Genomic DNA, 25,934 nt, shown 5'->3' with positions numbered 1-25,934 from the left:
TGTAAACTATTTTGCATGGCAAACAAGTTACATTGCATCGCCTCGCGCTGAAAAACCAAAGCCCAGCATCGATGCTGGGCTTATCGAGGATATTCTCTCACTGAAAAATATCCCGAAGATAAATGGCTGAAGGGACAACCGCTCAGTGACACCGAATCGCGCCCGTCTGCTCTCGCATCAATGGACCTTGTGAGTGGCACTATCTTCCAGTACCACTTATCATCACTAGCGAAGCGCATTCACCAAGGTGCTTACATTATATTTCATCATCGAAATGTAACTTGCGGCGGGTTGATCTTTTGCGGATAAAGCATCCGAATACAATTCGCCACCAATCTTCACGCCAGTCTCGCGTGCGATCTGTTTGATTAAACGAGGATCTGAAATATTTTCGACAAATACCGCTTTGATATGTTGTTGACGAATTTGTTTAATAATAGCGACAACCTCAGCCGCTGAAGCTTCCGACTCGGTGCTCATGCCTTGCGGTGCAGTAAAGTGAAAGCCATAATCTCGAGCCAAATAGCCGAAAGCATCGTGTGAAGTAATCACCTGACGTTGATCTTCTGGGATCTGCGACATTTGCGCCTTAAGCTCAGTTTGCAATCGAGTCAGTTGCTTTAGATAAAGTGCAGCGTTTTGCTTAAAATAAGCCTCATGCTGCGGTGCCACGGTCACTAAAGCATGACGAATATTTTCTACATAAGTACGCACATTCACCACGCTATGCCAAGCATGGGGGTCGAAGTCTCCATGGTGATGCTCTTGGTGCTCACTGTCTCCATCTTGATGATGCTCAAGGTGAATCACATGAATGCCATCTGAAGCGGTGACTTTTAGTCCATGAAATCCTGAAGATCCAACCAAACGATCCATCCATCCCTCAAAGCCTAAACCATTCACGACCAATAAATCGGCCTCTGCAACGGCTTGCGCATCTGCAGGCGACGGTTGATAGACATGGGCATCACCGTTGGCACCCACAAGGTTCGTGAGTTGTATTTGCTCACCTCCAACTTGCTGAACAAGATCTTGCAACACGCTAAAGCTAGTCACCACCTTCACCGGGGCGGCAATACTTAAGGTCGGTATAAATATAGAAAAATAAATGAATACGGTGACAAGGTATCTCTGAATCATAACTGCATATCCTTATGTTGATGGGCAGGGGTTTGCTTGCATTGATGACGCGTCAACAAACCATTTTGTGGACTAAAAATAACCGAAAGCAAATAGCCAACGGTGAGTAAAAGAACAATGCTAGGGCTCGTGGCAAAGCCAAAATAATAGGAAAACAATAAGCCAGCCCAGCAAGCGCTGATACTCAGTGCTATCGACAGTAACAACATGGGTTCGAGCTTACGGGTCCAAAATCGCGCGATACAGGCAGGCAAAATCATTAAACCGACTGCCATTAATGTTCCAAGGGCATGAAAACCAGCGACCAGATTCGCAACCACCAAAAACATGAATGCCAAATGTGCAATTTTTCCGCTCTTGCCAAAGCCATCCAGATAGTCATGGTTTAATGATTCGAGAACCAGTGGCCGATAGATAAGAGTGAGGATGAGCAGGCTGCACAAACAGATCAGTAAAAGTAGCGTTAACGCGGTATTGTCTAATGCTAGCGCGGTGCCAAACAGCACATGCAGCAGGTCGATGCTGCTACCTTTGGCTGAAATTAACAGTACCCCTAAGGCTAACGAGCCTAAATAATAGGCGGCTAAGGTGCTGTCTTCACTGCTATTGGTTTTAAGCGCGGTTGCGCCAGCTAACATGGCCACCAGCAAACCCGCAATTAAACCGCCAATGGTCATAGCTAACACGGAAAGCCCGCACATTAAATAAGCCAAGGCAGCACCAGGCAGGATAGCATGAGCCATAGCGTCGCCAGTTAAACTCAAACGACGCAACATCAAAAATACCCCGATCGGCGCAGAGCCCAGCGATAATGTTGCACAACCTAACAGCGCTCGGCTCATAAATTGATAGTCAATAAACGGGGCAAAAAGTATCTCGCTCAACTCAAGCATACTCTGCTCCCGATAATGGTTGGTTAGGCGTAAACCCTGCTAACTCCTGCAGCGGATGATCCGCCTGCCCAGAGCAACTTGAACTGAATAATTGCAGGCTACGACCTTGCGTAATACCACCAGCATCAAACAACAAACAGTGCTCAAAGTGCTGCTTCACCAACTCAAGATCATGCACTGCAGCCACGATTGTGGCACCATTTTGCTGACAGCATTTAAGCTGATGTAGTAACACTTCAACCGTAGGTTCATCTACGCCATTAAAGGGTTCGTCGAGAAGTAACAGCTTACTGCGCTGCAATAACATGCGAGCAAATAAAGCTCGCTGCAGCTGGCCACCCGACAACTCACTTAGTAAGCTGGTGGCTAAATCTTCAATGCCCACCTGTGCCAGTGCTTGTTGCACCTGTTGCTGATAAGGCCGCATCGAACGCCACCAACCCGTTTCAGACCACAAGCCTGTACTCACAAAGGCTTTGAGGTCGATCGGAAAGCTCCGTTCTACACTTAAATGCTGCGGCAAATATGCGATGTCTTGTCGTGGATTAATCTGATAACTCAAGTGACCGCTCAAGGGCTTAATCAGCCCCAATAACGTTTTAAGCAAAGTAGACTTTCCTGCGCCATTAGAGCCAACCAATGCCAACATGCCATTGTTTGGAATAGCAGCATTTAAGTCACTCACTATCGGCTGATGTGGTTGATAACCAATGCTTAAATGATCCATAGAAATGATTGCTTGCATGCTTTAAGCGACCCAGTAAGTCAATACGCTCAGGCCAATCGCCAGCAAGACAAAAGGGAATAGCCGAGTAATAATACCGTGAAAATAAAAATGCATGACTTCACCATCTCTTTACATAATGTTACGATGTAACATATCATTCAATCAATCATAAAGTAAAGAGGATGAAGCCTTGATATTTAACTATCCCGCGTTTGCCAAAAAACCAATCATCCACATACAACCAATCACCCATGGGCTTGGCTTCCAGCATTGCCTAGATCTTGAACGGCAATCGAAAGCGGGCTTGAAACAATGAATGCGCAAATCAGCGACACGCTGACCAGTAAAGCAAACACCCCCGAGGTATTAACCGAAATCTATGACAGCAAACGCGAACTTACGGTGTGGCTGCGCGATACCGACTCAGACATTCTCGACTATGCACAAACGCTGGTTGCCAGTCACAGCATGTTTCGGGGGATCACTGCCCGCCTAAGCGTTGGCGAAGTGTCGGACTATATGAGCCAGAAGTTACCTGCGGGGCCAGGACGTGCAGCTCTGATTGAAGATCTGGTGCTCATCTGCGACATGTTCAGCTGTTTGTTCGAACTGGAGCATATCGGTTTGCGTTTGGTCAAACTTGAGCAAAGCATGTGTCCTAAATTTCATTGCGATCAGGTACCATGTCGGTTACTGGTCAGCTACCTAGGTGCAGGCACAGAATACCGTGATTTAGCAAGCCGTAACGGCTCAAGCAGTCCAACAAAAGCACCTGCGGTTCATAATATTCCTTTGTTTGCCGTTGCACTGCTAAAAGAACAAGGTTGGGAGGACGATAGCGAGCATGGTTTGTTCCACCGCTCGCCCACCTCAAATGAGCTTTATCCTCGCTTATTACTAAGTTTAGATTTTGCGAGTTAGCTTGGTTTACAGATAATTTAAGGTCACTATGACGCAACAAAAAAATGAAGCCATTGTGAGTTGTGCGATGAGCCGATGCAAAGACTCCGGTGCTCGCTTAACCGTAAAACGAGAGCAGATCCTTAGGGTATTGCTAAACGCCAACAAGCCACTGTCGGCCTACGAAATACTCGATCTGTATAACCAACAAACCGAGCAGTCTATGCTGCCCATGTCGGTATATCGGATCCTTGAATTTCTCGAGCAACATCAGTTAGTTCATAAACTAGGTTCGCAAAACAAATTTGTTGCCTGCTCGCATATTCACGACCAATGTCACCATCAAATTTCCCAGTTTCTGATCTGTCGAGAATGCCAACAGGTGAAAGAAATCACCATTCCCCAGCATCTAATCGACGAAATAGGGCTTCGCGCAAAAGATGTTGGCTACCATCTTCTTAGCCCTCAGCTCGAGCTTGAATGTATTTGCGACAATTGCAAATCGAGTCAAGTCTAGTAAGCCATATCGACCTTCAAGTTGTTTAGAAAGTGCTCCCCGATCTCGCAGAGCAGGCTAAGCTTCGGCTTGCATCATGGCTTTGTTCGCGGCCAAGCATCGCGTTAAAACCGTGGCCATAATCTTTAACCACTTTTAGCCTTATCAACATAATTCGGCAGATATCCGCTATCCATTTTTGCCCGACCCCGTGCAGCAAAGGGCTTGAAGAATGTTTCCCATAACATCGCCACTACCTTAGCTTTTTAATCGTTTTACGCTAAAAAACCAAAATGATATACAGTGTTCATGCAATTCCTTGTTTCCACCAGCTATCGCATTCTTTGGTCATGATTTAACTATCAATTTTTGCTCTATCTTGCTGAAATCACTATAAGGCAGTGATACTGTATTGAACAATAAATGGGAGAGAGAAGCGAAATTTCTTTGTTATAGCAAGGAAATTTTCCTTTTAAGAAGCTGTTAAGTGTCTAGGAGAGTAAGTGCCAAGTAACAAGCAGTTAGGATTGTATTTGGTTGTTGTAGTCACGCCATTTCTGCCAATTATTACTTGGCTGCCGTTCGCATATGGCTTCAACTTTAGATCAGCTTTTATTGCCTATAGCGTATTAGCTCTTTCTCATTCATAGGTGCAACGGCTTTACAGTTCCTAAAAAGTAGCAGACCTTTAAGCATCATCTACTTTCTTCTTGCTCTACCTTCAAGTTGGTTTTTAACAATTTTCGGTGCATGCTCTATCTACAGTGACTGTCTGTAGATAGAGCATGCACTCAATCGGGTAGTAGAAGGTGTCTATCCTCCAGCCCCCACAACACCCTACATATGGCTCTGCACAGGGCATTTTCTGAAACGTTTAAAATACAAGCCTTGGTATTCCAGTGGTGGCTTCTGATTTTGCGCCACCATTGCTAAGTCCGGTCGGATATAGAACGAGTGAGCAGCATTGAGCTCTTTATCAAATAAAACCGTCTTTTAAAGTTGCCATACGGCGAGCGACTTTTCCATCGCTCGTTCTGCGGCTTAACGCTACACTACCACAAAGCAATCAACGACAAAGCCACCGCATAGGGCGGCCATTAAACCAACGGACAAATGATGGTAGTTAAATTTCACGAATTAGATAACTCTGTAGACTTAAAATTTTCGGTAATTATTGCGAAAGATCAGCATGGTTTTGTTTATGTAAGGCATCAAAATAGGAATACTTGGGAAGCCCCCGGTGGACATATTGAAACCGGGGAAACCGCTTTTGAGGCGGCAAGCCGAGAGCTTATAGAAGAAACAGGGGCAAAAGATTTTTCTATTCTTGAAATCTGCAATTACTCCGTAAGCGTTGAAGACGCCACTACTTTTGGCGGGCTGTTTTTCGCAGAAATTCACAGTTATGGTGATTCACTAGATTTTGAAACTGCAGAAGTAAAGTCATTTAATCGTATGCCAGCTAACTTGACCTACCCAAAGATCCAACCATTTCTATTAGAAAAAGTTTTATGCCAACTAAAAGTTAAAACAGGATAGCGTATCCACCTAATCGGCTAGCCAGTGGTATCTAAGCTTACCAATACCCTACATATGGCTCTGCACAGGGCGTGTTCGGAAAAATAACCAGACAGCCATTCCAATGCTTAGTCAATACAAAGGTGACGATGGACATTTAAACTAGGGGTGTTATTTATTGCTTCGGCAGTGGCTAGGCATGCCTTAGCCAAACCGCTTGCAGTTAGCCGTTGGCTATTCGTTGATCCCCAGAACTACGATAACTTAAGCGTGTATTGGGGCTCTTCAAGTAATGAATCCTTCAACTCTGCGAAGCTAAGGCTTGCTATTGGGGGCAATGGCCCCATTGCTATATGATAAAGCCATAAAATTAAACCTTTGCTGCCTAAGCCGCAGTGTAATCTTCATTCTGTATCTGGGTCATATAAAGGCGTAGCAATGCAAACCCAAACCACCAATGCAAGCACTCAAACAGCACAGACGAACACCGCAGCAAAAGACAAAAACCTGCGTATTTTGTTTGAGTTAGTCCGATTCATTCGCCCCTACAAAGGCCGAGTAACCGCGGCACTGCTGGCGCTAATGTTTACCGCATCGCTCACCCTGTCGGTAGGATATGGGGTGCGAATTTTGATTGATGAAGGTTTTGCCCAACAATCGCTGCAAGAGCTGGGGAGCGCGATTAAATTTATTCTTGCGCTCACGGTATTTATTTCCATAGGCACATTTTTTCGGTTTTATTTGGTGTCTTCGGTGGGTGAGCGCGTGAGTGCCGATATACGGCTGGCGGTGTTTAATCATGTGATTACTTTGCACCCCAGTTATTTTGAAACCAACGGCAGTGGCGACATGATGTCTCGCATCACGACCGATACCAGCTTGCTACAAAGCATTATTGGTTCTTCATTTTCAATGGCGATGCGCAGCGCATTAATGTGTGTGGGCGCGATCATCATGCTGTTTGCCACCAACATAAAACTTACCCTTATCGTATTAGCCTCGGTGCCCTTTATTCTGGTGCCTATATTGATTTATGGACGCCGAGTTAGAGCCTTGTCACGCCAAAGCCAGGATTCTATGGCCGATGTAGGAAGCTACGCAGGCGAAGCAATAGAGCACATTAAAACCGTACAAAGTTACAGCAACGAAGCCCAAGAAAAAGCCTTGTTCGCCAACCAAGTAGAAAAGGCTTTTGAGATAGGTCGCCAGCGTGTAAAACAACGCGCCATTTTAATCTCTGGCGTGATTTTGATTGTCTTTGGTGCCATAGCAGGAATGCTTTGGGTTGGCGGCAGCGATGTAATAAACGGCGTCATGTCTGCCGGTGATTTAGCCGCGTTTGTATTCTACGCCATTATGGTCGCATCTTCCTTGGCTACTATTTCTGAGGTGTTAGGCGAGTTGCAACGCGCCGCGGGGGCAACAGAAAGGCTAATAGAAATACTCCAAGTCGACAGTCATATTGTAGCGCCGAGCCAAAATATTATCTCAACGGCGGGGCTAGCGGCCGAAGTCGCATTTCACAAGGTGTCTTTCCACTATCCTTCGCGGCCCGATCAAGCGGCCACTGTGCAACTCAGTTTAACAGCCGAACAAGGTAAAGTGGTGGCGCTAGTTGGCCCCTCTGGTGCAGGTAAAACCACCCTGTTTGAACTACTGCAACGTTTTTACGACCCTCAATCCGGTAAGGTCACGCTTGGGGGCGTAGATATTCGCCAGCTAGATCCAACAGCGCTGCGCCAACAAATGGCATTGGTGCCACAGCAGCCTGCGTTATTTAGTAGCGATGTTTTTCACAATATTCGTTACGGCAACCCGCAAGCTAGCGACCAGCAAGTGATTGAAGCCGCCAAAAAGGCGCATGCTCATGAGTTTATCATGAACTTACCCCAAGGTTATAAAAGCCACCTTGGAGAGCGGGGAGTAAGGCTTTCTGGTGGCCAACGCCAGCGTATCGCTATCGCCAGAGCCATACTAAAAGACCCCAGTATATTGCTACTTGATGAAGCCACCAGCGCATTAGACAGCGAGAGTGAGCACCATGTGCAACAAGCCTTACAAGAATTGATGCGCAACCGAACCACCTTAATTATTGCACACCGCCTTGCAACCATTCAGCATGCCGAGCAAATTGCGGTATTAGATCAAGGCCGTTTAGTCAACACCGGCGATCACTTGTCGTTAATGAAAAGCTGCGACTTATACCAACGCTTAGTCGCGCTGCAATTTAAGCATAATCAATAACCGCTTATAGGGCTTAAACTGGAAGCCAACCGTAACCGCGAGGGTATCCAAGCAGCCATCCCAATAGTTACTTAATACAAAAGGGGCCGATGAACATTTCGATTGCGTGTCTAGGTAATTGTGTTTACTGAAGTGAGCTGATGAGCATGAATAAGATTTAAGATGCCTTTATGAGGAAAATACGTCGTAAATTCAATGGCCTCATCAGAGCCGTCGCGCTTATCTGCTAAACCATCTGAGTTTTCAAGGCATCAACGATATAACTTGCTAAGACATTGCCCGCAGAACCTAAGTCCTTACGGTGTTCAAATCGTAACTGATACTCACCAAGCTTAGGCAAACCATGGCTCCCATCAACTTGAACAAAGGGCGCTCTCAGATGGCTTTGTGGCATAACCGCGATGGCGAGATCGGCTTCCATTGCGGCATACATGCCAGCACTAAAGTCGCAAGTATAAGCGATACGGTAATCAATGCTTTGCTTATCCAGAGCTTCGAGCGCCATTGCGCGCCAACAACAACCATGACTGGCAACAGCGATAGGCAAAGGGTGTTTCCCAGCAGCCAGCCCTCCACTACGGTTAGCCCAAATTAACGATTCAGTGGAAACAATTTCTCCACGAGTTGGATCCTGACCAATATTTCCAGCAGTAAACAAAGCCATATCGAGCTCTTCTCTATCTAAGCGCTGCAACAACTCGGTGCTGCTACCTGCGATGACATTTACCGCGACAGCTGGGTGAGAACGCGCGAACTGAGCTAATACCATTGGCAATATGCCAACCGCCATATCTGTTAGTGAACCAAAACAGACCGTTCCCTCAATAGGTGGGGCAATAAACTGGCTTACTGCCTGTTCATTCAATTTGAGTAAACGACGGCTATAGCTGAGTAATAACTCTCCTTCCGGAGTTAAACGAACCAGCCTCGCCTCGCGAATAAATAAGCTTTTACCCAGTGTTTCTTCAAGACGTTTAATCTGCATGCTAACAGCAGCAGGAGAACGGAAAACCTGCTTTGCCGCACGGGTAAAGCTACCACTTTCTGCTATTGCTACAAAAGATCTTAATAAATCGAACTCTAATAATGGCGGCGTGTTTGCAAGCAAAGCCATGTGACAACCCTTAAGTTTTTCTGAACGATGAGTTTAGTATTTTTAGTTTGATTAAACAATGAATGAAAATCATCATCTAATCAAGGAACGCGACTCAATCGTCTGTTGTTAACCATAAATACTGTGGGAAATTAATTGTGAGAAGAAGGGACATAACTATGCCTAAAGATGACCGTGTGATGACCAAGCAATCAGCCATTGTAACGAGACCTAGACAAGAAAAAGCTCTAGCAAAACGACATCTACTGCGATGTATTCAGACATTGAGGGATTGCTATGCAGCCTATCGGCGCAGACATGTATTATTAGCTCTGCTTAGCTGTGATGATCATATACTGGAAGATATCGGTCACACCCGTCAGCGTTTAATGTTTATGGCAAATTTGCCATTAGGTACAAAAGTTCATCAAAAGCGATGAACTTTAAACGTTCAAATGGACAACTTATACGGAGAGTTACTGGCCAGATTATTTAGATAGCCAGGCAGCTCTATATGGCTTACAGCAACCACTTTCAACAACGCCACTAATGGCCATTTAGTTCTTTGTGTAGCCACAATTTAAACGCATGGATTCGTCGCACACGTGAGGAAGAAGGATCGCTAATCACGGAATAGCAAATACCTGGATTCAATCCAATATCAAATGGCTTAACTAATAAACCTCGTTCAACAAAATCTGCGGAAATGCTTTCCGTCGCTAAACATGCACCATGGCCGCCGACAACGGCGTTGATAGCCATATCAAAAGTACTCACTTCCATCCATTGAAGTGCTTCTCTTTTAGCACTCACCTTTGCACGATGAAACCATTGATCCCAGCTGAAAGAGGCAGAATGAAAATCAATCAGCCAGCAATCGAGCAGTTGTGCTGGGTGCTCAAACTGCATTGATTTAGCAAGTTGTGGAGAACAATAAGGAAAAATCGCTTCTTCAAATAGTGTTTCTTGCTCTAAATCAAGGTGCGCAACACTCTCATTTCCCTGCCAAATTAATACATCGGTTTCGGTGTGGCGAATATCGATCGCTTTGACCGTTTGCACTCGAATTGGAACATGTGGGTACTCCATCGTAAATTTCCACAATCGAGGCATCAACCAACGTGTCGAAAATGAACGAGGAGCGCTCACATTGAGTACACCTTCCAAGGGTTCGTTTTGAATTCGATTCAGTCCGGTGATTAAATTTTTAAAACCATCGGTGACATACTTTTGAAGTATTTGTCCCTTGTCGGTTAGCTGCATTTCACGCCCACGACGAATAAACAATTTACACCCTAAGCGCTCTTCCAACTGTCGTAATTTTTGGCTGATTGCGGCTTGAGTGACAAACAATTCGTCGGCAGCTTTACTGTAACTTTTTAGTCGAGATGCCGCTTCAAAGTAGCGAAGTGCGGAAAGATAACGCAGTCGATTGTCCATAAGCTGTACTTATAGTTCCTGTCATAAATTGTTGTTCGTAATAGTCCTTTATTAGCTTGATAATAGTCATATCTAATATGGAATCAAGGTTAAATTGATGCTGGCGCGTAGGCAAACCAAGAGAATAAGTCTAATTAATCGATTGAAACTTAAGTGTTTTATTATAAGAACAAATAAAAATAGAACTCTAATCAGCCAGTTAAACGCTTATATTAAAAAAGATATAGGGCTATATACTGAAGCGGAACAAACAACACATTTTTCTAGCTTTTTATAATTTGAACTAATGGGTAATTAAGCAGAAGCATTACTGTGGCTTGGCAAGACAAACGCTTGATGATGGGCTTTGCGTCCCCACAAGGGATTTTAGCACTTAAGCGAGCCTCTACAGATGATATTGTTTGGCGTAGGTGGACTCGTTTCTGTGACTCAATTGAAAATGCTGGTAGCTTGTTTGACTCATATGAATAAGCGACGGCTTTAAGCATTAACGAAATTGCCCAAATCATAGCGATGCAAATTGTTACTTTCGCTATCTAATATGCTTCGCTATCCAATAAAAATTATACCAATGGAGTAAAAACCAAAAGATGGAAATAATCATTGACGATCTATCCGGTGGTGAGGTCATTCAGTTATTGGAAGAGCATCTTGCAGATATGTATGCCACCTCTCCCCCCGAAAGTGTCCATGCGCTTGATGTCGACGCCCTCAAAGCGCCTGAAATTACATTTTTCAGCGCTTGGTTAGGCAACGAGTTACAAGGGTGTTTGGCCATCAAACAACTTACATCTGAACATATAGAACTGAAATCGATGAGAACCGCTCATTCTGCCAGGAAGTCTGGTGTTGCCAGCAAACTCCTCACTCATGTGCTAAATGTTGCCACTGAAAATAGTTATCGGAAGGTAAGCTTAGAAACGGGTTCACAGGCGTTTTTCAAACCGGCTCGAAGCCTATACGAGAAGTTTGGATTTAGTTATTGTGGGCCTTTCTCCGACTACACAGAAGATCCCAATAGTCGCTTTATGACAAAACTGCTCGCAGACCAACCGCTATAACAATAAGCAGGGCCTTAAAGTATTTTTTCAATCGTTATATAGACCGGTTAGAGCAGCGGGTCTAACACGTTGCTATTCGTTGATGAGGCAGAACCAGCGTGTGGGGTTCACCTTTCCCGCAACTCAAGTTACGCCCGTTAAACCCCACCGTAGAAATCACCGAATACACAAACAACACCTTAGATCCCGCTTAACCAAGCAAGCACAGCGGCCGAACTATCGCCGACGAACTATCCCCGACGAATAGGCGATAAACTAGCCTCCCACGGTCGTTCACCTTGGCACCATGAAAGGCAGTGGCCGCTGGCGTTTTCCTGCAATGGCAATCAAAAGCCGCCGATGCTTCGCTTCATGGCCATGCCGGTTTGATCACGATATTAATGGCTTAGCTAGAAATCCAGCGTTGTTGAGAGCTGGAAGGTTCGCGGTGCGCCCATCGCCAAGCTGGTGAAGTTAGGCTTTGCCCAATACGCCTTGTTGGTCAAATTGGTCACCGCAGCTCGCATGGTTAGTCGACGACCCGATAGCTCGGTGACATAACGAGCGCCGAGGTCGTACACGGTACGGCCAGAAACCGATAGCGAGTTATCTGCACTAAGATACTGCTTGGAAGCCGCGTTTGCATTGGCGGTCAATGTTAGGCCTTGCATTCTTGGTATATCCCACTCCGTTCCCAGCTTCGCCTGCCATTTAGGCACGCCCGTTGCCTGTTTGCCCTCATTGGCTTGGTCAGCAGCCTTCATCACCTTTGGATCCGAGTAGGCAATCCCCCCCATCAAGCGTACGCTATCCAGCGGTGAACCGAAGAAACCCCATTCCACTCCGCGGTTACGCTGCTCCCCTCCGAAAGAAAAAACGTTGGAGACGGGGTCGGTATAGCTGCTCGGACGCTCAATTTCGTACAAACTAAGCGTGTGGGCAAATTCACCAAAGTCGAATTTAAATCCAAACTCTTTCTGCTTGGTTTTGAAGGGCGCGAACACTTCACCCGCATTTGCCGCTGTATTGGGTGCCATCGCACCTTGGCTAAGCCCCTCAATATAATTCGCATAAACAGACATTTTCTCGGTGGCTTTAACAAGAACAGCCACTGCCGGCGTGATGGCGCTTTCGTCATAAGCAAGCCCTATCCGCTGTCCGGTTGCACCGTTATAGCTGTCATTGCTCACCTGTTGACGGCGTAAGCCAAGCGTTAGTTGTAGCCGCTCATCAAAAACCGACAATGTGTCCGCTAAGCCAAAGCTGGTCAAGCGAGTATCGGTTTTGGTAATCGCAGGGATATTGCTAGGACGTTCGACTTCTGGACCCCATACTGGGTTGTAGATGTTTGTCACCCAAGCATTCGGCAAAAGGTTTCTAAAACCGTTCAACTGATAATCTTCATCGTAATAGGTACTGTTAAGCGCAAACTGATGGCCCACCGGACCCGTTCGAAGCTGACCTTTCAGTCCAATTTCTGCCGACTTTCTCTCCACTTTGTCGGACACGCCACTGAAGTTAATCCGAAAGTCTCCCGCTTCATTAAATACTTGAGCAGCGCCCATATTTGAGTCAAATTCGGTCTTGCTAATCCCCCCAGCCACATAAGCTGTGAGTTGGTCACTTAGATCGTATTCGCTGTGCAGCATGGCACCTTTATCGGTACTTTCATAGAAAGCCCAGGGCGGGTTCCACGAAACATCGGGGCTTGGTGGTGTGGGTACCGCCAAACCGGGAGCTAGAGTGATCCCCCGAGTCAAACCATTCGAGCGCTCCATACTACGATAAAGATCGACCGACAGCCGCGCCCGATCGCCGCGCCAATCCAGCCCGAGTGAAGCTAGCGAGACTTTTTTGTCTTGCGTATTCACCGCAGTATCGCCATCACGATACACACCATTAAAACGGATCCCAAATTGCTTTTTCTGGCCAAAGCGACGACCTAGATCGACATGCCCACCGAACTGCGAGTCAGACATGTAATTAAGCGTAAAGCGCGTTAATGCCTCGTTACCGGCACGCTTGGTGACCAAGTTAACTGCGCCCCCCGCAGATCCCTTCGGCGGCATCCCGTTAAGCAAAGCAGAAGGTCCTTTGAGTACTTCGACACGTTCGAACATTTCCGGCGAATTGCGATAATAGGCCGCCATGCCAGCCAAGCCGTTAATCGTCACATCACCAACGCTGGATGGCAAACCGCGGATCGAATAGCCTTCGTTACTTTCACCTGGGATGCCACTCATAAACACCGTGGGATCGGTTTTAGCGATCACCTCACTAATATCCCTAGCTTGCTGATCTGCGATAAACTGCTCTGTATAGCTAATCGTATTAAACGGTGTATCCATAAAATCTTTGTCGCCGAGCAAACCCATACGACCGCTAGTAGACACCTGTCCTCCGGCGTAGGGGGCTGCCCCAACCACCTTCAGCGGGGATAAAACGGTCACATCTTCAGCAGCACGAGACGAGGTCTGTTGCTTATTGGCATTGGTTTCCTTATCGCTGGTTTGCGCCAGTGCTGGTGATGCCACCACCGTCAAGGCACTGAGCGTGAGCCCGAGAAGCAGTTTTTTTTGGTTCAAGACAGCGGGAGAATGAGCGGCAAATATAGAATTTGCAGACGCGCTCTGCCGCACAAGGCCTTGCTTACGATGCTTATATCGACGTTTTGTCATGTCTGACTCCTTTCAAGTTTAAATTGAATTAGCTCACCGCTAGGTGATAAAAATATGCTTTCAAATGAGATTGTTACGCTTTGGGTACGCTCCGCGAGACCCGCTAAAATGACTCAGTTTTGGTAGCCAGCAACGACATCATCGATAATCAGCGCTAAAGAGCTAGGGCTGGCTGCCGTGACATACCAAGCCTCGCTATCGGCAAAAACGACGCGCCCATTTTTCCAAGCATTGGTTTGCCGCAGTAAGGGATTACCGAGCGTCTCGGCGTTCAAAGCTGATCGGTGCTCCATCACGGCGGTGCGATCCACGATGTAAATCACGTCTGGATTGGCCTGCCGGATGAACTCACTGGAAATTGGTTGACCATGTAAGCCGGTTGCGCCCTTCGGGCTGGCCGACTTTACATTCAGCGCATTAAATACAAAGCCGTAGCGGGACTGCACCCCAAAGGAACTAAAAGCGCCGTTGTTGTGTAGCACGATCAAGGCCTTTTCGGGACGACCTTGGATGATGCGCCTAGCCTCTTCAACCTTGGCTTCTAACTCAAGGGCTTTCTGCTTGGCCAGTGCTTGTTTGCCAAAGATTCGCCCCAAGCTCAGAAGGTGTTCCTTAACAACCTCGATATGCCTAACTCGGCTATCCCGATAGTCCACGTCGAAGTGGATGGTCGGGGCGATCTCGCTCAGTTCTTTATAATGCTTGGCCTGTAGTGAAGTGATCAGGATCAGATCGGGCTTGGCCGCATGTACCCGCTCCAGATTGGGCTGAACAATCGCGCCTGTATCCACCACTTGCGAAGCGCTCTTATACTTCGCAAGAAAATGTGGAACAAAATCCTTGGGCATACCTGCAACCGGAATCCCCAATTGATCGAGAAAATCAACTTCATTCATATCTAGAGCAACCACCCGCTGCGGTAACTTGTTGATCACGGTGCTGCCCAGTTGGTGCTGGATCGTAATCGCTTGATAGGCGGGTAACGAAGACTGACTAGTCGCTGCTAACTGTGCACTTTTTGCTACCGATTCTTCGGCTTGCGGCTGGCAGCCCTGTATGGCGAACGTGACGCTCATCAGCAAAGCCAAGGCCCAATGCCTTTGTCGGTGGTTGAAACTCATTTCAGTTCTCCTAATGGGTTAAAGTAGTTGCATAGGCATCCGCGCTCGCTTTGCGCGATCTCAAAATCTAGCTCGTATAGCTCACCCAACCGCGCCTCGGTCACAACCTCCGACACCGAGCCGGAGCAATGCACCGCACCGCCCTTCATCGCCACAATGTGGTCGGAGTAATTGGCTGCGAAATTGATATCGTGTACCACCAAAATGACTGTGCGCCCCTGCTCGTCACATAAACGACGCAGCGCACGCATAATTTGCACGGCATGCTTAATGTCGAGATTATTCAAGGGCTCATCCAGCAGCAGACACGGTGTCTGCTGAGCGATCGTCATGGCTAAAAAAGCCATCTGACGCTGCCCGCCACTGAGTTCGTCGAGATAAGCTTCACGGAGCGGCTCCAACGTCAAGAAGGCGATGGCCTCGTCGATCACCCGATAATCATCAGCATTCAGCGCGCCTCGGCTATACGGAAAGCGGCCAAAGCCGACCAGTTCCTCAACCGTTAGCCGCAAGTTAAAATCCGGTGACTGGCGCAAGGTAGCGACACGCTTGGCGTAGTCACCAATAGGCAGCTCCGATGCTCGACAACCTTCAATCAAAATATCGCCATGGCTTGGCTTTAGCAGCCGGGCAATCGTCATCAACAAGGTCGTTTTACCCGCGCCGTTGGGGCCGATCAGCGACGTGAGCTGCTGCGCTGGGAAGCGCAGATTTACATCGGAAAGTACGGTTCTGTCACCATAAGCTTTGGAAAGGTGATTAACGGTAATCATGTCGTTCCTCGCTTGCGCATCATCAGCGCCAGAAACCAGACGCCGCATACCAGGTTGACCAAGATGCCGACGGTAGTTCGGTAATTAAAAATGTGTTCAACTGCAAGCTGGGCCAGGATAAATATGCCAACCGCAATCGCGCAGCCAGTCGCTAAGGTGACCCGATGCTTGAAACTACCAGCCAGTGCATAGCTGGTATTGGCAACGAAGATGCCCATGAAGGCGGTAGGCCCAAGCAGACTCGTCGAAACCGCCACCAGTACGGCGATCAAAGCAAGGTAGAGCCGCACCGAGCGCTGGTAATCTACGCCAAGAGAGACCGCTTGCTCGCGCCCCAGGGAAAGCACATCCAGCGTTGGCAAGGTCTTAGATGCAACCATCCACACCGCGCCAACCAGCATCAACGCAAGCAGTAACTGCTCAGGCTCTGCCTTGCCAAAAGACGCCTGACTAAAGCCGAGCAGTACCGAGAACTCACCGGGGCTGACCTGGAATTGAACAAATAAGGTGAAGGTGCTGATCACCATCGTGAGTACCAGCCCCAACAACAACAGCAAATACACATCATGCTGACCCTCTCGGAATAGCCAGCGATGGATGACCCAGGAGTAGCCGAGCATCAAGCCGATTGATAATAAAAAGTTGCCGTTTGCCCCCAGTACCACCAGACTCTGCGTCCCTATGACGAGGATCAGCAGCGATTGAAATAGCAGATAGACCGCCTCGTAACCCATGGTCGCTGGCGTCAAGATCCGGTTGCCGGTGATGGTTTGGAACACGATCGATGACCAGGCAACACAGGCGCCACCAATCAGCATCGCCACCAATCGGGAGCAGCGCTTAGGAATCACATAATCAAAATCGAGTCCCGAGCGGAACAACAAGAAGCAGATAGCCAATCCGATGACTATCATCCACACAGCATAGCCAGAAGTGATGCGTTTCATCGCAGCCTCCTGAAGATCAACACCAGAAATAACACGCCACCCACACCGCCTGCGGTTAAGCCAATAGGCACCTCGAATGGGTAGATCAGCACCCGACCGAGAATGTCACAGGCCAGCAACAGTGATGCACCGCTCAGCGCAACCACAGGCAAGCTGTGACTGAGGTTGTCGCCATAGTGCAGTGCGACTAGGTTGGGAATAACCAGACCAACGAAGGGAATTGCCCCCACGGTAATCACTGTGGCTGACACGGTGACGGCCACCAGCATCAAGCCCAGACTCACCGTGACCGAGTAGTTCAGTCCTAGGCTTGTCGCCATGCCTTCCCCCATCCCCAGCACCGTGAAGCGTTGCGCGTACAAGTAGCTTAATACCACGATCGGGAGGATCAGGTAGATGATTTCGTAGTTACCTTGAACAATCTTAGAAAAATCACCCAGCAACCAGCCCTGCATACTTTGCAGTATGTTGTTGCGATAAGCATAGAATTCGGCGATAGCACTGAGCACACCGCTGTACATCAAGCCCATCACAGGGACCAGGATCGAGTTTTTGAATTTAATGCGACGGATAATCGCCACAAAGATCAAGCTTGCTGCGAAGCAAAAGGCCAGCGCGAACAACATCCGCCCTACAGTCCCAGTGTTCGGTGCCACGGTTAATGCCACTAAAATGCCGAGCTTGGCTGCATCCAGCCCCCCCGAGGTGGCTGGTTCGACAAACTTGTTGCGCACGATGTGCTGCAGGATCACGCCACAGACCGACAGCCCGACACCGGTTAGCACCAACGCCGCCAAGCGTGGCAGCCGACTCGCGGTCAAGGTCAGCCAAGTATCACTGGATAGCGAAAACACCTGAGACCATGCCATTTGCTGGGCTCCGAGCAGCAACGATGTACCACAAAGCAGGCAGAACACGCCAAATAGACTGGCACGCATCAGTAATCCACGCCATCTGATGCGGCAGCAATACGCCAACCTTTTGCAGCTTTGCGCTGACCGAGGAACTGCGTGTATTGTCCTTGCTGCTGGCGCAACTGCTGCGGTGTTCCTTGCTCGACAATCAGGCCCTTTTCCAGTACCACTATTTGATCAGCCATTGCCACCGTAGACAGCTGATGGGCGATCACAAGCAGCGTGCATCGTCCGCGCAGCTGTGCCAACGCCTCGGCAATCACCGCCTGATTTTCAGCATCTAGCGCAGCAGTCGCCTCATCGACCAGCAAAATTGGCGCATCTTTGAGGAGCGCACGGGCGATGGCGATGCGTTGTCGCTCGCCACCGGACAAACGCGCCCCGCCCTCACCAACCGGGGTATCCAGCCCTTGTGGTAAACGCTCAATGATCTCGACGACACCTGCCAAGCGCGCCGCCTCGAGCAGCTCGGCATCACTAGCATCGGGTTTGCCAATGCGGATATTCTCAGCAATGCTGCCTATAAATAGGTAGTTGTCCTGAAAGATTTGGCTGATTTGCGCTGTCAGTTGTGTGCTGGACATCTGTTTAACATCCACGCCACCAACCAGTACGCTGCCTTGAGTCGTGTCGAAGAAGCGCGCCACGAGCCGAGCCAGGGTCGTTTTTCCGGAGCCGGATTCACCGATCAACGCGGTCATACTGCCCGCTTCGAGACGAATGCTCACCCCGCGTAATACATCAGGCTCGCCTGGCGCATAACAGAAATGTACTGCTCGCAGTTCCACCGAGGCATCGCGCGGTGTCTGCGATATGTGAGGCTGCGGTAAGGCTTCAACCGCAAACAACTCACCAATCGTATCCAGCTGGCCACGCGCGCTTCGCAACACCTCGCTATAACTGGCCACTTCCAGCAGCGAGTCGATAAAGCGGCTGACCAGCAACAGGGCGACGATGACCGCAGCGATACTGCTGGTGGCCATGCCTCCCTCAAGGTGTCTATTCAACCACCACGATGCTGCGAGCAGTAGGCCGGCAAACACCGCCTGCACGGCCCAAGTATTAAGGACCGTTGACCCGGCCGACAGCCAGATCAATCGCGCTGCCGATTGGCGTTGCTGCTCTAGCGCTTGCTCCAGCAAGCGCATGCCACCACCTTCACCGTTAAAGGCACGTAACACAGACTGAGCTTGAGCAAATTCCACCACCCGCTGGCTCGTATCGGCAAAATGTCGATGAAAGGCATCATCGGCGCGGCGCGAGAGCTTCGCGGTGAGGGCAAGCACTCCCGTCAGTAGTGGCAAGGCCAACAACGCAATCAAGCCCAATGGCCAGTGCAGCGTAAACAAAGCGACCACCAGCACCATCGGCGTAACCACGCCAGCAATGACTGGGGTGAACACATGTGCCGGAAGCTGAGCCACGGCCATCATCCCTTGCGTAACAACGTGACTAAGTCGAGCCGTATTCTGTGGCGAGAACCAGCCGACTGGCAATTCTGCCACATGGTTACCGAGGCGATGGCGTGCCCCCCGCAAGATAGCCACCCCCACTCGAACACCAGCTTGCTCCACGTAGCGCCGCAAGACCCAGCAAATAACTAAGCCGCTCAGTAGCACGATTAACCATGGCACCATCTGCGGCACATCGCCGCCCAACAGATGGAGCAGCACCGGCACCAATGCGGTCATGGTCAACCCGCAGAGCACGCCATAAATAACCGCCATCCAAATGTAGCGCCGCAATACCAGAGCATCCTCGCCCAACAACTCAATCAATGTTTTTAACATGGCTGCGCCTCCGATACTGCTGACCCTTGGTAATCGCCTTTAGCCCATAACCGCGCATAGCATCCATCCTGCGCGAGTAGCTGCTGATGGGTGCCTTGTTCGGTAATCGCGCCGTCTTCGAGTACCAAAATCCGATCGGCGTGCATCACGGTGTCGAGCCGGTGTGCGATGACCAGTAAGCTACGGCCCTGCGCGAAGCGTGACAGCGCACTTTGGATCGCCACTTCGTTACTGGCATCAGCCGCCGCCGTTGCTTCGTCGAGCACCAACAGCGGTGGATCGAGTAGCACGGCGCGGGCAATGCTGAGCCGTTGGCGCTCCCCCCCGGAAAGCTGAGCATCCTCACCCACGACCGAGTCGTAGCCACGCGGCAAAGCGAGAATACGCTTATGGATGTTGGCGGCCCGCGCCGCGTGTTCAACTTCCTGTTGACTGGCCGCTGGCCGCCCCAGCGCAATGTTATCGCGCACGCTGGCATGGATCAGGTTCACCTCCTGTAACACAAAGCCAATGCGGCGATAGAGTTGCGAAGTCTCGATGTGCCGTAAATCCACACCGCCGAGGGTGATCCGTCCCTCGCTCGGGTCAAAAAAGCGGAGCAGTAAACGCGCCAGAGTCGATTTACCCGCGCCCGAGGGGCCAACAATCGCCGTGACAGTGCCCGGCTCCAGCTTAAAACTGAGATTCGTCAAGGCCTGAGAGTTCTCCCCATAGCAATAGCTGACTTTCTCGAAGCAAACTTGATGACTGGTCGGGAGCTGCTGCTGGTCCGGTTCCAGCGTTTCCAGCACCGGCGTTTCTAGCAATGCCAGCACCCGCTGCGCAGCCCCCGTGGCACTGCCAAGATCGTGCAGCAAGGTGTGTAATAGCAACAGCGGCGCGCAGATCCCCGGTGCCACTAAGGCAAACGGCAGCACCTCTACCGGTTCAAGCCAGCCAAGGCTCACAAACACCGCACCAAAGGCCAGCACAATGCCCAACACCGTTACTGGGGCGATCATCGCATGAGCATGAGCCATCGCTGCGACCAGCGGACGGGTGAAACGAACGAAGGCATCGGCGAAGGCATCCACAGCCTCTCGATAACCTGCGTGCGCCTTACCAGCTGCGCCGAATGCTTTCACCACAGGAATACCATTCACAAACTCGACCGTCGCGGCATTGATCCGTGCCAGTCGAGCGACGAACTGCTGCATGTTGGCACCACCGGTTTTCATGGCGAAATGCAAGAATAAGAAGAAGCCCGGAAACGGCAACAGTGCGGCGATGGCCATCCGCCAATCCAGTGCCAACAGATAGATAAGCGAAATTAAAATGGCGCCAACGGCACGCCCGACAGCAGTGAAAAAGTGTGCGCTCAAGCTATGTAGCGTAGCGATGTCGTCTTGCATCGCCTGCTTAACCTCGCCCGACGCTCGGCCTGTAAACCAGCCCAGCGGCACCCGTGTCAAGCGATCTACGGTGGCAAGACGCAAGTGATAGGTAATGCGATTGTCGGCTAGATGGGCGCAGAGCTCAGCAGCAAACAGCAGCGCCATACCGACAAACATACAGAGCACGCTAATACTAAGCGTCCACCAAATGTCGTCCTGCGCTTGTCCAGCTGCCACGAGACTCTCATCGCCAAGGACGATCTTAGCGATATTCGCGATACCAGCCAGCGGCACCAACGTCAGCATGCTGCCCACGCCAGCGAGTATCGCGGCCACGGCCAATTGTCCACGAATGGGGCTCAATACTTGGCTGATTGGACTCGCTTCTTTGGTCTTGACTACAGCTACCTTATTCGTGCTCAAGAAATAAAACTCCAATAAATAAAAACAAAACAAGCCCGTAATTCGAGCTAAAAAGACGCGCCATCAACAGGCGTTTTGTTCTAGCCAGCAAGCGGTTTTGTAACAAAAAACCTGATCTTGATCGGCACACCAACTACATACGAATGATAATTAGTTTCATTACTATAAACTAATTATAGAATTAGTTGCAACCACTAAACTAAATAGCTAAAAAATGGGTTAGAATGAGATCGTAGCTGCCGCTACGACCGAGGAGCAGAGATGAAATCACCACAACAACGTGCCACGCGGGGACGCCCACCAACCATCACACGCCAACGAATTGCCGAGGTCGGCATTGAAATAGGCCTGCCAAACATCACTTTTGTCGGTGTTGCGGCCGCCCTGGGGGTGAGTCATATGGCGCTGTACAAGCACCTTCCGAGTTTAGAAGCGCTCAAATCGCTGGTCGCCGAGGAGATATTCAGTCGCTGGCAAATCCCACAACCCGACAACAAACAGCCCGAAGAACTGAAGGACTATCTGATCGCGTTTGCCGCATCAATCCGAAAGTTCATCAAGGCATATCCTGGGCTGGCACCCTATGTGTTCCGTCGGTTGGCGGCTACTCAACCCATGATCACAAAGATCGATGAGCACCAAAACCACATCGCAGGCAGCTATGATCTTTCAAAGGAACAGGCTCGCTGGCTACTCGCCACGGTGGCATTTCACTGCATCGCGGTGTCGGACACGGTATATTCGGTCGCCGATCGAGAACCTATCGAGAATGCAGACCGCGATGCAGAAGAAAGCGAAATGGAGCAAGAACTGATTCGCGGGATGCATGCACTCATCGTCGGTGCTCTGGTGATGCTGGAGAACGGGACCGCAGTTTAAACATGCGCGACCACGGCGCTGGTCCTAAAGGCCATGACGTGCCAGGCTCTGGTCGCCCCTAAAGACTGCAATAGCAAGATTCACATGTTTTGCAGCATTAAAATCGGCAATGCTTAGTTAGTGTATTGTCGTGTCACTGGCGGTTTCACGATGAGCTTGAAAGGATGACAAAAATTGGCGCGGCATGTACTTAAGTTGGGGCACCGAGAGTGCCCCAATTGACAATGAGTGACAGATAGAACTTACCGACTTGAATTCAAAACTATCGCCCGATGCAAGTCAGCACTCACACATGAATGACTCTTCGATGCTCCCTGCTGGTGAACTAAAAGTCCTAATTCAGCAGAGCCGATGTGAAGTCGAGATGATTGAAGCGCCCGCCTAAATCACCTCGACTCTGAGCACAGCTCTTCCAGTCGTTTACAAACGCAGCACCGTATCGCAGCGCTTTTCAATCAGATAGGGGTCATGACTAACGAATAACAGCGCACAACCTTGCTCTTTCGCTAAATCAACCAATAGTTCAATCACCTCCTTGGCAATGATCGGATCAAGACGAGACGTCGGCTCATCCGCAAACAAGAATACCGGCTCGAGCAGCATTGCGCGCAAAATGGCAAAACGCTGCAGCTCTCCCCCGGAAACTTCCGTGCTGCGGCGCTCTAAAAGCTCTGGCGCTAAGTTTAATTTACTCATTAAAATCGCAACTCGCTGGCGCTCAATCTGATGAAGTTTAACCAAGTCTTCCAACAACACCCCAAGCGTGACACTGCAAGTCAATGCAGCGGGAGGATCTTGAAACAGCTTCAACCATTGATAAGGTTTAGCCTCTTCACTCAAGCGCTTGACCGAACCTTCAATCGGCTTTAGCAAGCCCAGCAAAGTATCACCTAAGGTGCTCTTGCCACAGCCACTATCACCCACCACGCCCACCACCTCTCCAGAGTGAATGGTAAAGTTGATCCCATTTGACAGCGCAAGGCCATTGCGACCGATCGCTAAACGCTTCGCTTCAAGTACTGGCTTCTTCTCAATCATCGGGTAGTCACGCGCTTTCCAATGACGAGGATCTGCCGCAATCAGTAATTGGGTGTATGCATGCTGTGGATGATTTAAGATTTGTTGCGCACTTCCCTGCTCAACCACCACCCCTTCCTTCATCACAATAATGTCCCCGCCAATCTGACGAGCAACTTCAATATCATGAGTGATGGTAAGCAAACCGCCACCTTGGGCACTGTTCATCAGGACTTGAATAATGTCATCTCGACGACTAACATCAAGCCCCTTAGTCGGCTCATCGGCCAAAACAAGTTTTGCGCCTCCCGCCGTTGCAGAGGTCACAGCTAAGCGCTGTGCCATACCACCAGAGAGTTGTCCTGGCCTTTTTAAGGCACTGCTTTTTAGGCCAACTCGCTCTAAATCTTTTAGCGCGCGATAAAATGCAGACTCTTCATCTAAATCATGTAAGCACTGGTACACCTCTGACACTTGCTGGTAAGCTGGCATTAAAGGATCGAGGGCACGCCACGGTTCTTGAGGCAGCATAATCACCTCCCTCCCCCATAAGCTTATCAGCGACTTGCGGTCGTGAGTTTGGCCGAAGACCTCAACCTGACCTTGCTGTGACAATTCACTGGGGAGTAAACCAACAATGGCTTGAGCTAATAAACTTTTACCTGAGCCAGTTTGACCCAGAATCGTCACCGGTTTGTCTTGATATAGCTTAAATGACAAGGGCTGCAGCAGCTCTAGCTGTTTTGTTTTAATCGAAAGATCAGTCAGCTGAATTAAGAGGTTCACGACTCGCTCCTGCCAATAAATGAAAACCTAGCACCAATAGAGCGACCACCAGCAGCGGTTGAGCCAATATCCACGGCGCTTCAATATAGAATGGGAATAACTCAACACTCATCAACCCCAGTTCTGCTAGTGGGGGCTGAATCCCAACAGCCACAAAACCAAGTGATGCCATCATTAAGATCGCGTTAGCTCCCCCAAAGGCCGCCATCGTCGAGACCGAAGGTGCAACTGCAGGCCAGATATGGCGATTAAACTGATACCACTTACCAAAGCCCATCATGACCGATACTTGTCTTTGTGGGCTATCCATTAAGGTTCGAGTAATGGCCCGTGTCACGCGATAGTACTCAAGCCATTGAACCAATGAGATGGCAAGGTACATCACCAAAAACGAACCCGGAGCTATCGCGGACAGCAATAACACAAGTACCAAGCCAGGTAGAGCCAGCAAGATATTCACTAAAATATCCAGGCCTTGTTCAATACGTCCCCCCGCCCAAGCGGCGCAAACCCCCAGTGTTACCCCCAAAATTGAAGCGCTAAAGACACACAGCAGCCCCAGCGTGAATGACAGACCAATCGCACTGGCTAAACGCGTCATCATGTCTCTGCCAAAATGATCGGTGCCCAACCAATGCTCAGCATTAGGATAGAGTAAACGACTGGAGAGGTTTTGTTCATCAATACTATAGGGAGATAAGCCCCCCACCAGTATCGAGAAAATAAACAAGCCCAGTAATATCATTAAGCCAATCTTTTGATTGATATTAAATTGCTTCATCATTTTTCTTGTAAGCCTCTGGGATCAATCCAATAACACAGCACATCAATCAGGCTGTTTAGTACAACAAACAGAACACCCATTGTCAGCGCACAACCTTGGATAAGCGGTATATCTCGAGCAAAGATTGCATGCGCAAGTCCATGCCCAATTCCGGGCCAAGAGAACAGAGATTCGATCATCACAATCCCTTCGATCACACTCACTAACTGAATACCGATAAAGGCAACAATTGGCAGCGCCATATTTCTCACCCCATGGCGGAAAAAGGTTTGCCCTTCGCTTAAACCCTTTACCCGAGAGAACTGATAAAAAGCCGAACCAAGCACCTGACCAACACTGCGGTGAACCACTCGATTTGATACGGCGGCCAAGCTGATCGCCAAGGTAAGACTTGGCAGAACAAGGTGTCGCCAAGTACCAAAACCAGCAACCGGTAATAAGGGCCATTCAATCGCCAACAACAGAAGCAGGATCAGGCCCAATACAAATACTGGCATCGCACGAGTGAAAGTAGAGAACCACACCACCAATAAATTCAATACACCGCGCTTTTTCGCGAATACTTCCTTGGCGGTTAAAGTGCCTAAAGGCAGCGCAATCGCCACTGATAATGCAATGCCAAAACCAGCAAGCAGTAATGAGTGACCCAATTGATGCAGTACCGTTTCACTCACAGGCAAGCCACTCACCAGTGAATTGCCTAAGTTGAACTGCATAAGGTCTGATAACCAACTGAGGTACTGACCAAACCAAGCTTGATCCAGATTCAATTCTTGGCGAACAAGTTCTGCGGCCGCTGAATCAACATTATCTTGCCCGTAACGGCTGGCCGCAATTCGATAGGCCATGTCTCCCGGTAAACTGCGCATTAAAATAAAGGTCAGTGTACCGACCCCCCAAGCAACCAAGATCAATTGATATAAGCGCTTCTTAGCTAGATCCCACAACATGACTTGCT

Annotated in this window: 21 protein-coding genes; 6 read left to right on the top strand and 15 right to left on the bottom strand. The window is 49.2% G+C overall.

The window, feature by feature from the left end:
* Positions 1 to 225 precede the first annotated feature (225 nt).
* Genes ACRRSW_RS03155 through ACRRSW_RS03145 form a run of 3 tightly spaced genes read right to left on the bottom strand, consistent with a single transcriptional unit; the run spans position 226 to position 2,778 of the window.
* Positions 226 to 1,140 (bottom strand): metal ABC transporter substrate-binding protein, encoded by a 915-nt coding sequence (locus ACRRSW_RS03155; RefSeq protein ID WP_432460866.1) that lies wholly within the window; start codon positions 1,138 to 1,140, stop codon positions 226 to 228.
* Positions 1,137 to 2,033, bottom strand: coding sequence for a metal ABC transporter permease (locus ACRRSW_RS03150; protein WP_432460865.1), 897 nt, complete (start codon positions 2,031 to 2,033; stop codon positions 1,137 to 1,139). Before ACRRSW_RS03150 ends, ACRRSW_RS03155 begins: the two co-directional genes overlap by 4 nt.
* Entirely contained in the window at positions 2,026 to 2,778 is a 753-nt protein-coding gene (locus ACRRSW_RS03145) for a metal ABC transporter ATP-binding protein (RefSeq protein WP_432468446.1), read from the bottom strand. Before ACRRSW_RS03145 ends, ACRRSW_RS03150 begins: the two co-directional genes overlap by 8 nt.
* A 294-nt stretch (positions 2,779 to 3,072) precedes the next feature.
* On the opposite strand from ACRRSW_RS03145, the gene ACRRSW_RS03140 reads away from it, so the two are divergent.
* From ACRRSW_RS03140 to ACRRSW_RS03125, 4 genes are all read left to right on the top strand, one after another.
* Positions 3,073 to 3,681, top strand: a complete 609-nt coding sequence (locus ACRRSW_RS03140) for a DUF1826 domain-containing protein (protein WP_432460863.1) — start codon at positions 3,073 to 3,075, stop codon at positions 3,679 to 3,681.
* A gap of 28 nt (positions 3,682 to 3,709) precedes the next feature.
* Positions 3,710 to 4,177 (top strand): Fur family transcriptional regulator, encoded by a 468-nt coding sequence (locus tag ACRRSW_RS03135; protein WP_432460862.1) that lies wholly within the window; start codon positions 3,710 to 3,712, stop codon positions 4,175 to 4,177.
* A gap of 1,092 nt (positions 4,178 to 5,269) precedes the next feature.
* Positions 5,270 to 5,695 carry an NUDIX hydrolase gene (locus ACRRSW_RS03130; protein ID WP_432454673.1) on the top strand — a complete coding sequence of 142 codons (426 nt, stop codon included), beginning with the start codon at positions 5,270 to 5,272 and terminating at the stop codon, positions 5,693 to 5,695.
* 417 nt (positions 5,696 to 6,112) lie between these two features.
* Entirely contained in the window at positions 6,113 to 7,918 is a 1,806-nt protein-coding gene (locus tag ACRRSW_RS03125) for an ABC transporter ATP-binding protein/permease (RefSeq protein ID WP_432460861.1), read from the top strand.
* A 226-nt stretch (positions 7,919 to 8,144) separates the two neighbouring features.
* On the opposite strand, the gene ACRRSW_RS03120 is transcribed toward ACRRSW_RS03125, so the two are convergent.
* On the bottom strand, positions 8,145 to 9,032 hold the full coding sequence (locus tag ACRRSW_RS03120; RefSeq protein ID WP_432454675.1) for a LysR family transcriptional regulator: 888 nt from the start codon (positions 9,030 to 9,032) through the stop codon (positions 8,145 to 8,147).
* 525 nt (positions 9,033 to 9,557) lie between these two features.
* Entirely contained in the window at positions 9,558 to 10,451 is an 894-nt protein-coding gene (locus ACRRSW_RS03115) for a LysR substrate-binding domain-containing protein (protein ID WP_432454676.1), read from the bottom strand.
* 590 nt (positions 10,452 to 11,041) lie between these two features.
* Here ACRRSW_RS03115 and ACRRSW_RS03110 point away from each other — a divergent pair.
* The gene (locus tag ACRRSW_RS03110) at positions 11,042 to 11,512 is read left to right on the top strand and encodes a GNAT family N-acetyltransferase (RefSeq protein ID WP_432460860.1); all 471 of its coding nucleotides are present in this window, start codon (positions 11,042 to 11,044) and stop codon (positions 11,510 to 11,512) included.
* Between the two features lie 389 nt (positions 11,513 to 11,901).
* On the opposite strand, the gene ACRRSW_RS03105 is transcribed toward ACRRSW_RS03110, so the two are convergent.
* The 7 genes from ACRRSW_RS03105 to ACRRSW_RS03075 all read right to left on the bottom strand — a co-directional run bounded on the left by ACRRSW_RS03105 (position 11,902) and on the right by ACRRSW_RS03075 (position 21,510).
* Entirely contained in the window at positions 11,902 to 14,169 is a 2,268-nt protein-coding gene (locus tag ACRRSW_RS03105) for a TonB-dependent receptor (protein ID WP_432460859.1), read from the bottom strand.
* Between the two features lie 113 nt (positions 14,170 to 14,282).
* A complete protein-coding gene (locus ACRRSW_RS03100; RefSeq protein WP_432454679.1) occupies positions 14,283 to 15,290 on the bottom strand; it encodes a siderophore ABC transporter substrate-binding protein in 1,008 nt (335 codons plus the stop codon).
* The gene (locus ACRRSW_RS03095) at positions 15,287 to 16,063 is read right to left on the bottom strand and encodes an iron ABC transporter ATP-binding protein (protein WP_432460858.1); all 777 of its coding nucleotides are present in this window, start codon (positions 16,061 to 16,063) and stop codon (positions 15,287 to 15,289) included. Before ACRRSW_RS03095 ends, ACRRSW_RS03100 begins: the two co-directional genes overlap by 4 nt.
* Positions 16,060 to 17,010 carry an iron chelate uptake ABC transporter family permease subunit gene (locus ACRRSW_RS03090; RefSeq protein ID WP_432460857.1) on the bottom strand — a complete coding sequence of 317 codons (951 nt, stop codon included), beginning with the start codon at positions 17,008 to 17,010 and terminating at the stop codon, positions 16,060 to 16,062. Before ACRRSW_RS03090 ends, ACRRSW_RS03095 begins: the two co-directional genes overlap by 4 nt.
* Positions 17,007 to 17,948: an ABC transporter permease gene (locus ACRRSW_RS03085; RefSeq protein WP_432460856.1), complete on the bottom strand. Its 942-nt coding sequence runs from the start codon at positions 17,946 to 17,948 to the stop codon at positions 17,007 to 17,009. The genes ACRRSW_RS03090 and ACRRSW_RS03085 overlap by 4 nt, the downstream gene beginning before the upstream one ends.
* Entirely contained in the window at positions 17,948 to 19,561 is a 1,614-nt protein-coding gene (locus ACRRSW_RS03080) for an ABC transporter ATP-binding protein (RefSeq protein ID WP_432461092.1), read from the bottom strand. Before ACRRSW_RS03080 ends, ACRRSW_RS03085 begins: the two co-directional genes overlap by 1 nt.
* A gap of 146 nt (positions 19,562 to 19,707) precedes the next feature.
* Positions 19,708 to 21,510, bottom strand: a complete 1,803-nt coding sequence (locus ACRRSW_RS03075) for an ABC transporter ATP-binding protein (RefSeq protein ID WP_432460855.1) — start codon at positions 21,508 to 21,510, stop codon at positions 19,708 to 19,710.
* A gap of 261 nt (positions 21,511 to 21,771) precedes the next feature.
* On the opposite strand from ACRRSW_RS03075, the gene ACRRSW_RS03070 reads away from it, so the two are divergent.
* Positions 21,772 to 22,389, top strand: coding sequence for a TetR/AcrR family transcriptional regulator (locus ACRRSW_RS03070; RefSeq protein WP_432454685.1), 618 nt, complete (start codon positions 21,772 to 21,774; stop codon positions 22,387 to 22,389).
* A gap of 420 nt (positions 22,390 to 22,809) precedes the next feature.
* Here the strand turns inward: ACRRSW_RS03070 and ACRRSW_RS03065 are convergent, their stop codons facing one another.
* From ACRRSW_RS03065 to ACRRSW_RS03055, 3 genes are read right to left on the bottom strand one after another with little or no spacing between them, the layout of a single operon-like run.
* Entirely contained in the window at positions 22,810 to 24,192 is a 1,383-nt protein-coding gene (locus ACRRSW_RS03065) for an ABC transporter ATP-binding protein (protein WP_432460854.1), read from the bottom strand.
* Complete coding sequence (locus ACRRSW_RS03060; RefSeq protein ID WP_432460853.1) at positions 24,167 to 24,976, bottom strand: ABC transporter permease; 810 nt, start codon at positions 24,974 to 24,976, stop codon at positions 24,167 to 24,169. The genes ACRRSW_RS03065 and ACRRSW_RS03060 overlap by 26 nt, the downstream gene beginning before the upstream one ends.
* Positions 24,973 to 25,926, bottom strand: a complete 954-nt coding sequence (locus tag ACRRSW_RS03055; protein ID WP_432454688.1) for an ABC transporter permease — start codon at positions 25,924 to 25,926, stop codon at positions 24,973 to 24,975. The genes ACRRSW_RS03060 and ACRRSW_RS03055 overlap by 4 nt, the downstream gene beginning before the upstream one ends.
* Positions 25,927 to 25,934: the final 8 nt, after the last annotated feature.

This window comes from Agarivorans sp. QJM3NY_25 (assembly GCF_050870875.2).
GTDB lineage: Bacteria > Pseudomonadota > Gammaproteobacteria > Enterobacterales > Celerinatantimonadaceae > Agarivorans.
This window is presented reverse-complemented; position numbering and strand designations above follow the sequence as displayed.

Bases quoted from the DNA above. Each gene is read 5' to 3' on its own strand.
- ACRRSW_RS03130 (WP_432454673.1), top strand. From the start codon at position 5,270: ATGATGGTAGTTAAATTTCACGAATTAGATAACTCTGTAGACTTAAAA.
- ACRRSW_RS03110 (WP_432460860.1), top strand. From the start codon at position 11,042: ATGGAAATAATCATTGACGATCTATCCGGTGGTGAGGTCATTCAGTTA.
- ACRRSW_RS03145 (WP_432468446.1), bottom strand. From the start codon at position 2,778: ATGCAAGCAATCATTTCTATGGATCATTTAAGCATTGGTTATCAACCA.
- ACRRSW_RS03055 (WP_432454688.1), bottom strand. From the start codon at position 25,926: ATGTTGTGGGATCTAGCTAAGAAGCGCTTATATCAATTGATCTTGGTT.
- ACRRSW_RS03135 (WP_432460862.1), top strand. From the start codon at position 3,710: ATGACGCAACAAAAAAATGAAGCCATTGTGAGTTGTGCGATGAGCCGA.
- ACRRSW_RS03140 (WP_432460863.1), top strand. From the start codon at position 3,073: ATGAATGCGCAAATCAGCGACACGCTGACCAGTAAAGCAAACACCCCC.
- ACRRSW_RS03090 (WP_432460857.1), bottom strand. From the start codon at position 17,010: ATGAAACGCATCACTTCTGGCTATGCTGTGTGGATGATAGTCATCGGA.
- ACRRSW_RS03100 (WP_432454679.1), bottom strand. From the start codon at position 15,290: ATGAGTTTCAACCACCGACAAAGGCATTGGGCCTTGGCTTTGCTGATG.
- ACRRSW_RS03150 (WP_432460865.1), bottom strand. From the start codon at position 2,033: ATGCTTGAGTTGAGCGAGATACTTTTTGCCCCGTTTATTGACTATCAA.
- ACRRSW_RS03120 (WP_432454675.1), bottom strand. From the start codon at position 9,032: ATGGCTTTGCTTGCAAACACGCCGCCATTATTAGAGTTCGATTTATTA.
- ACRRSW_RS03155 (WP_432460866.1), bottom strand. From the start codon at position 1,140: ATGATTCAGAGATACCTTGTCACCGTATTCATTTATTTTTCTATATTT.
- ACRRSW_RS03070 (WP_432454685.1), top strand. From the start codon at position 21,772: ATGAAATCACCACAACAACGTGCCACGCGGGGACGCCCACCAACCATC.
- ACRRSW_RS03115 (WP_432454676.1), bottom strand. From the start codon at position 10,451: ATGGACAATCGACTGCGTTATCTTTCCGCACTTCGCTACTTTGAAGCG.
- ACRRSW_RS03060 (WP_432460853.1), bottom strand. From the start codon at position 24,976: ATGATGAAGCAATTTAATATCAATCAAAAGATTGGCTTAATGATATTA.
- ACRRSW_RS03095 (WP_432460858.1), bottom strand. From the start codon at position 16,063: ATGATTACCGTTAATCACCTTTCCAAAGCTTATGGTGACAGAACCGTA.
- ACRRSW_RS03125 (WP_432460861.1), top strand. From the start codon at position 6,113: ATGCAAACCCAAACCACCAATGCAAGCACTCAAACAGCACAGACGAAC.
- ACRRSW_RS03085 (WP_432460856.1), bottom strand. From the start codon at position 17,948: ATGCGTGCCAGTCTATTTGGCGTGTTCTGCCTGCTTTGTGGTACATCG.
- ACRRSW_RS03105 (WP_432460859.1), bottom strand. From the start codon at position 14,169: ATGACAAAACGTCGATATAAGCATCGTAAGCAAGGCCTTGTGCGGCAG.
- ACRRSW_RS03080 (WP_432461092.1), bottom strand. From the start codon at position 19,561: ATGGTGCCATGGTTAATCGTGCTACTGAGCGGCTTAGTTATTTGCTGG.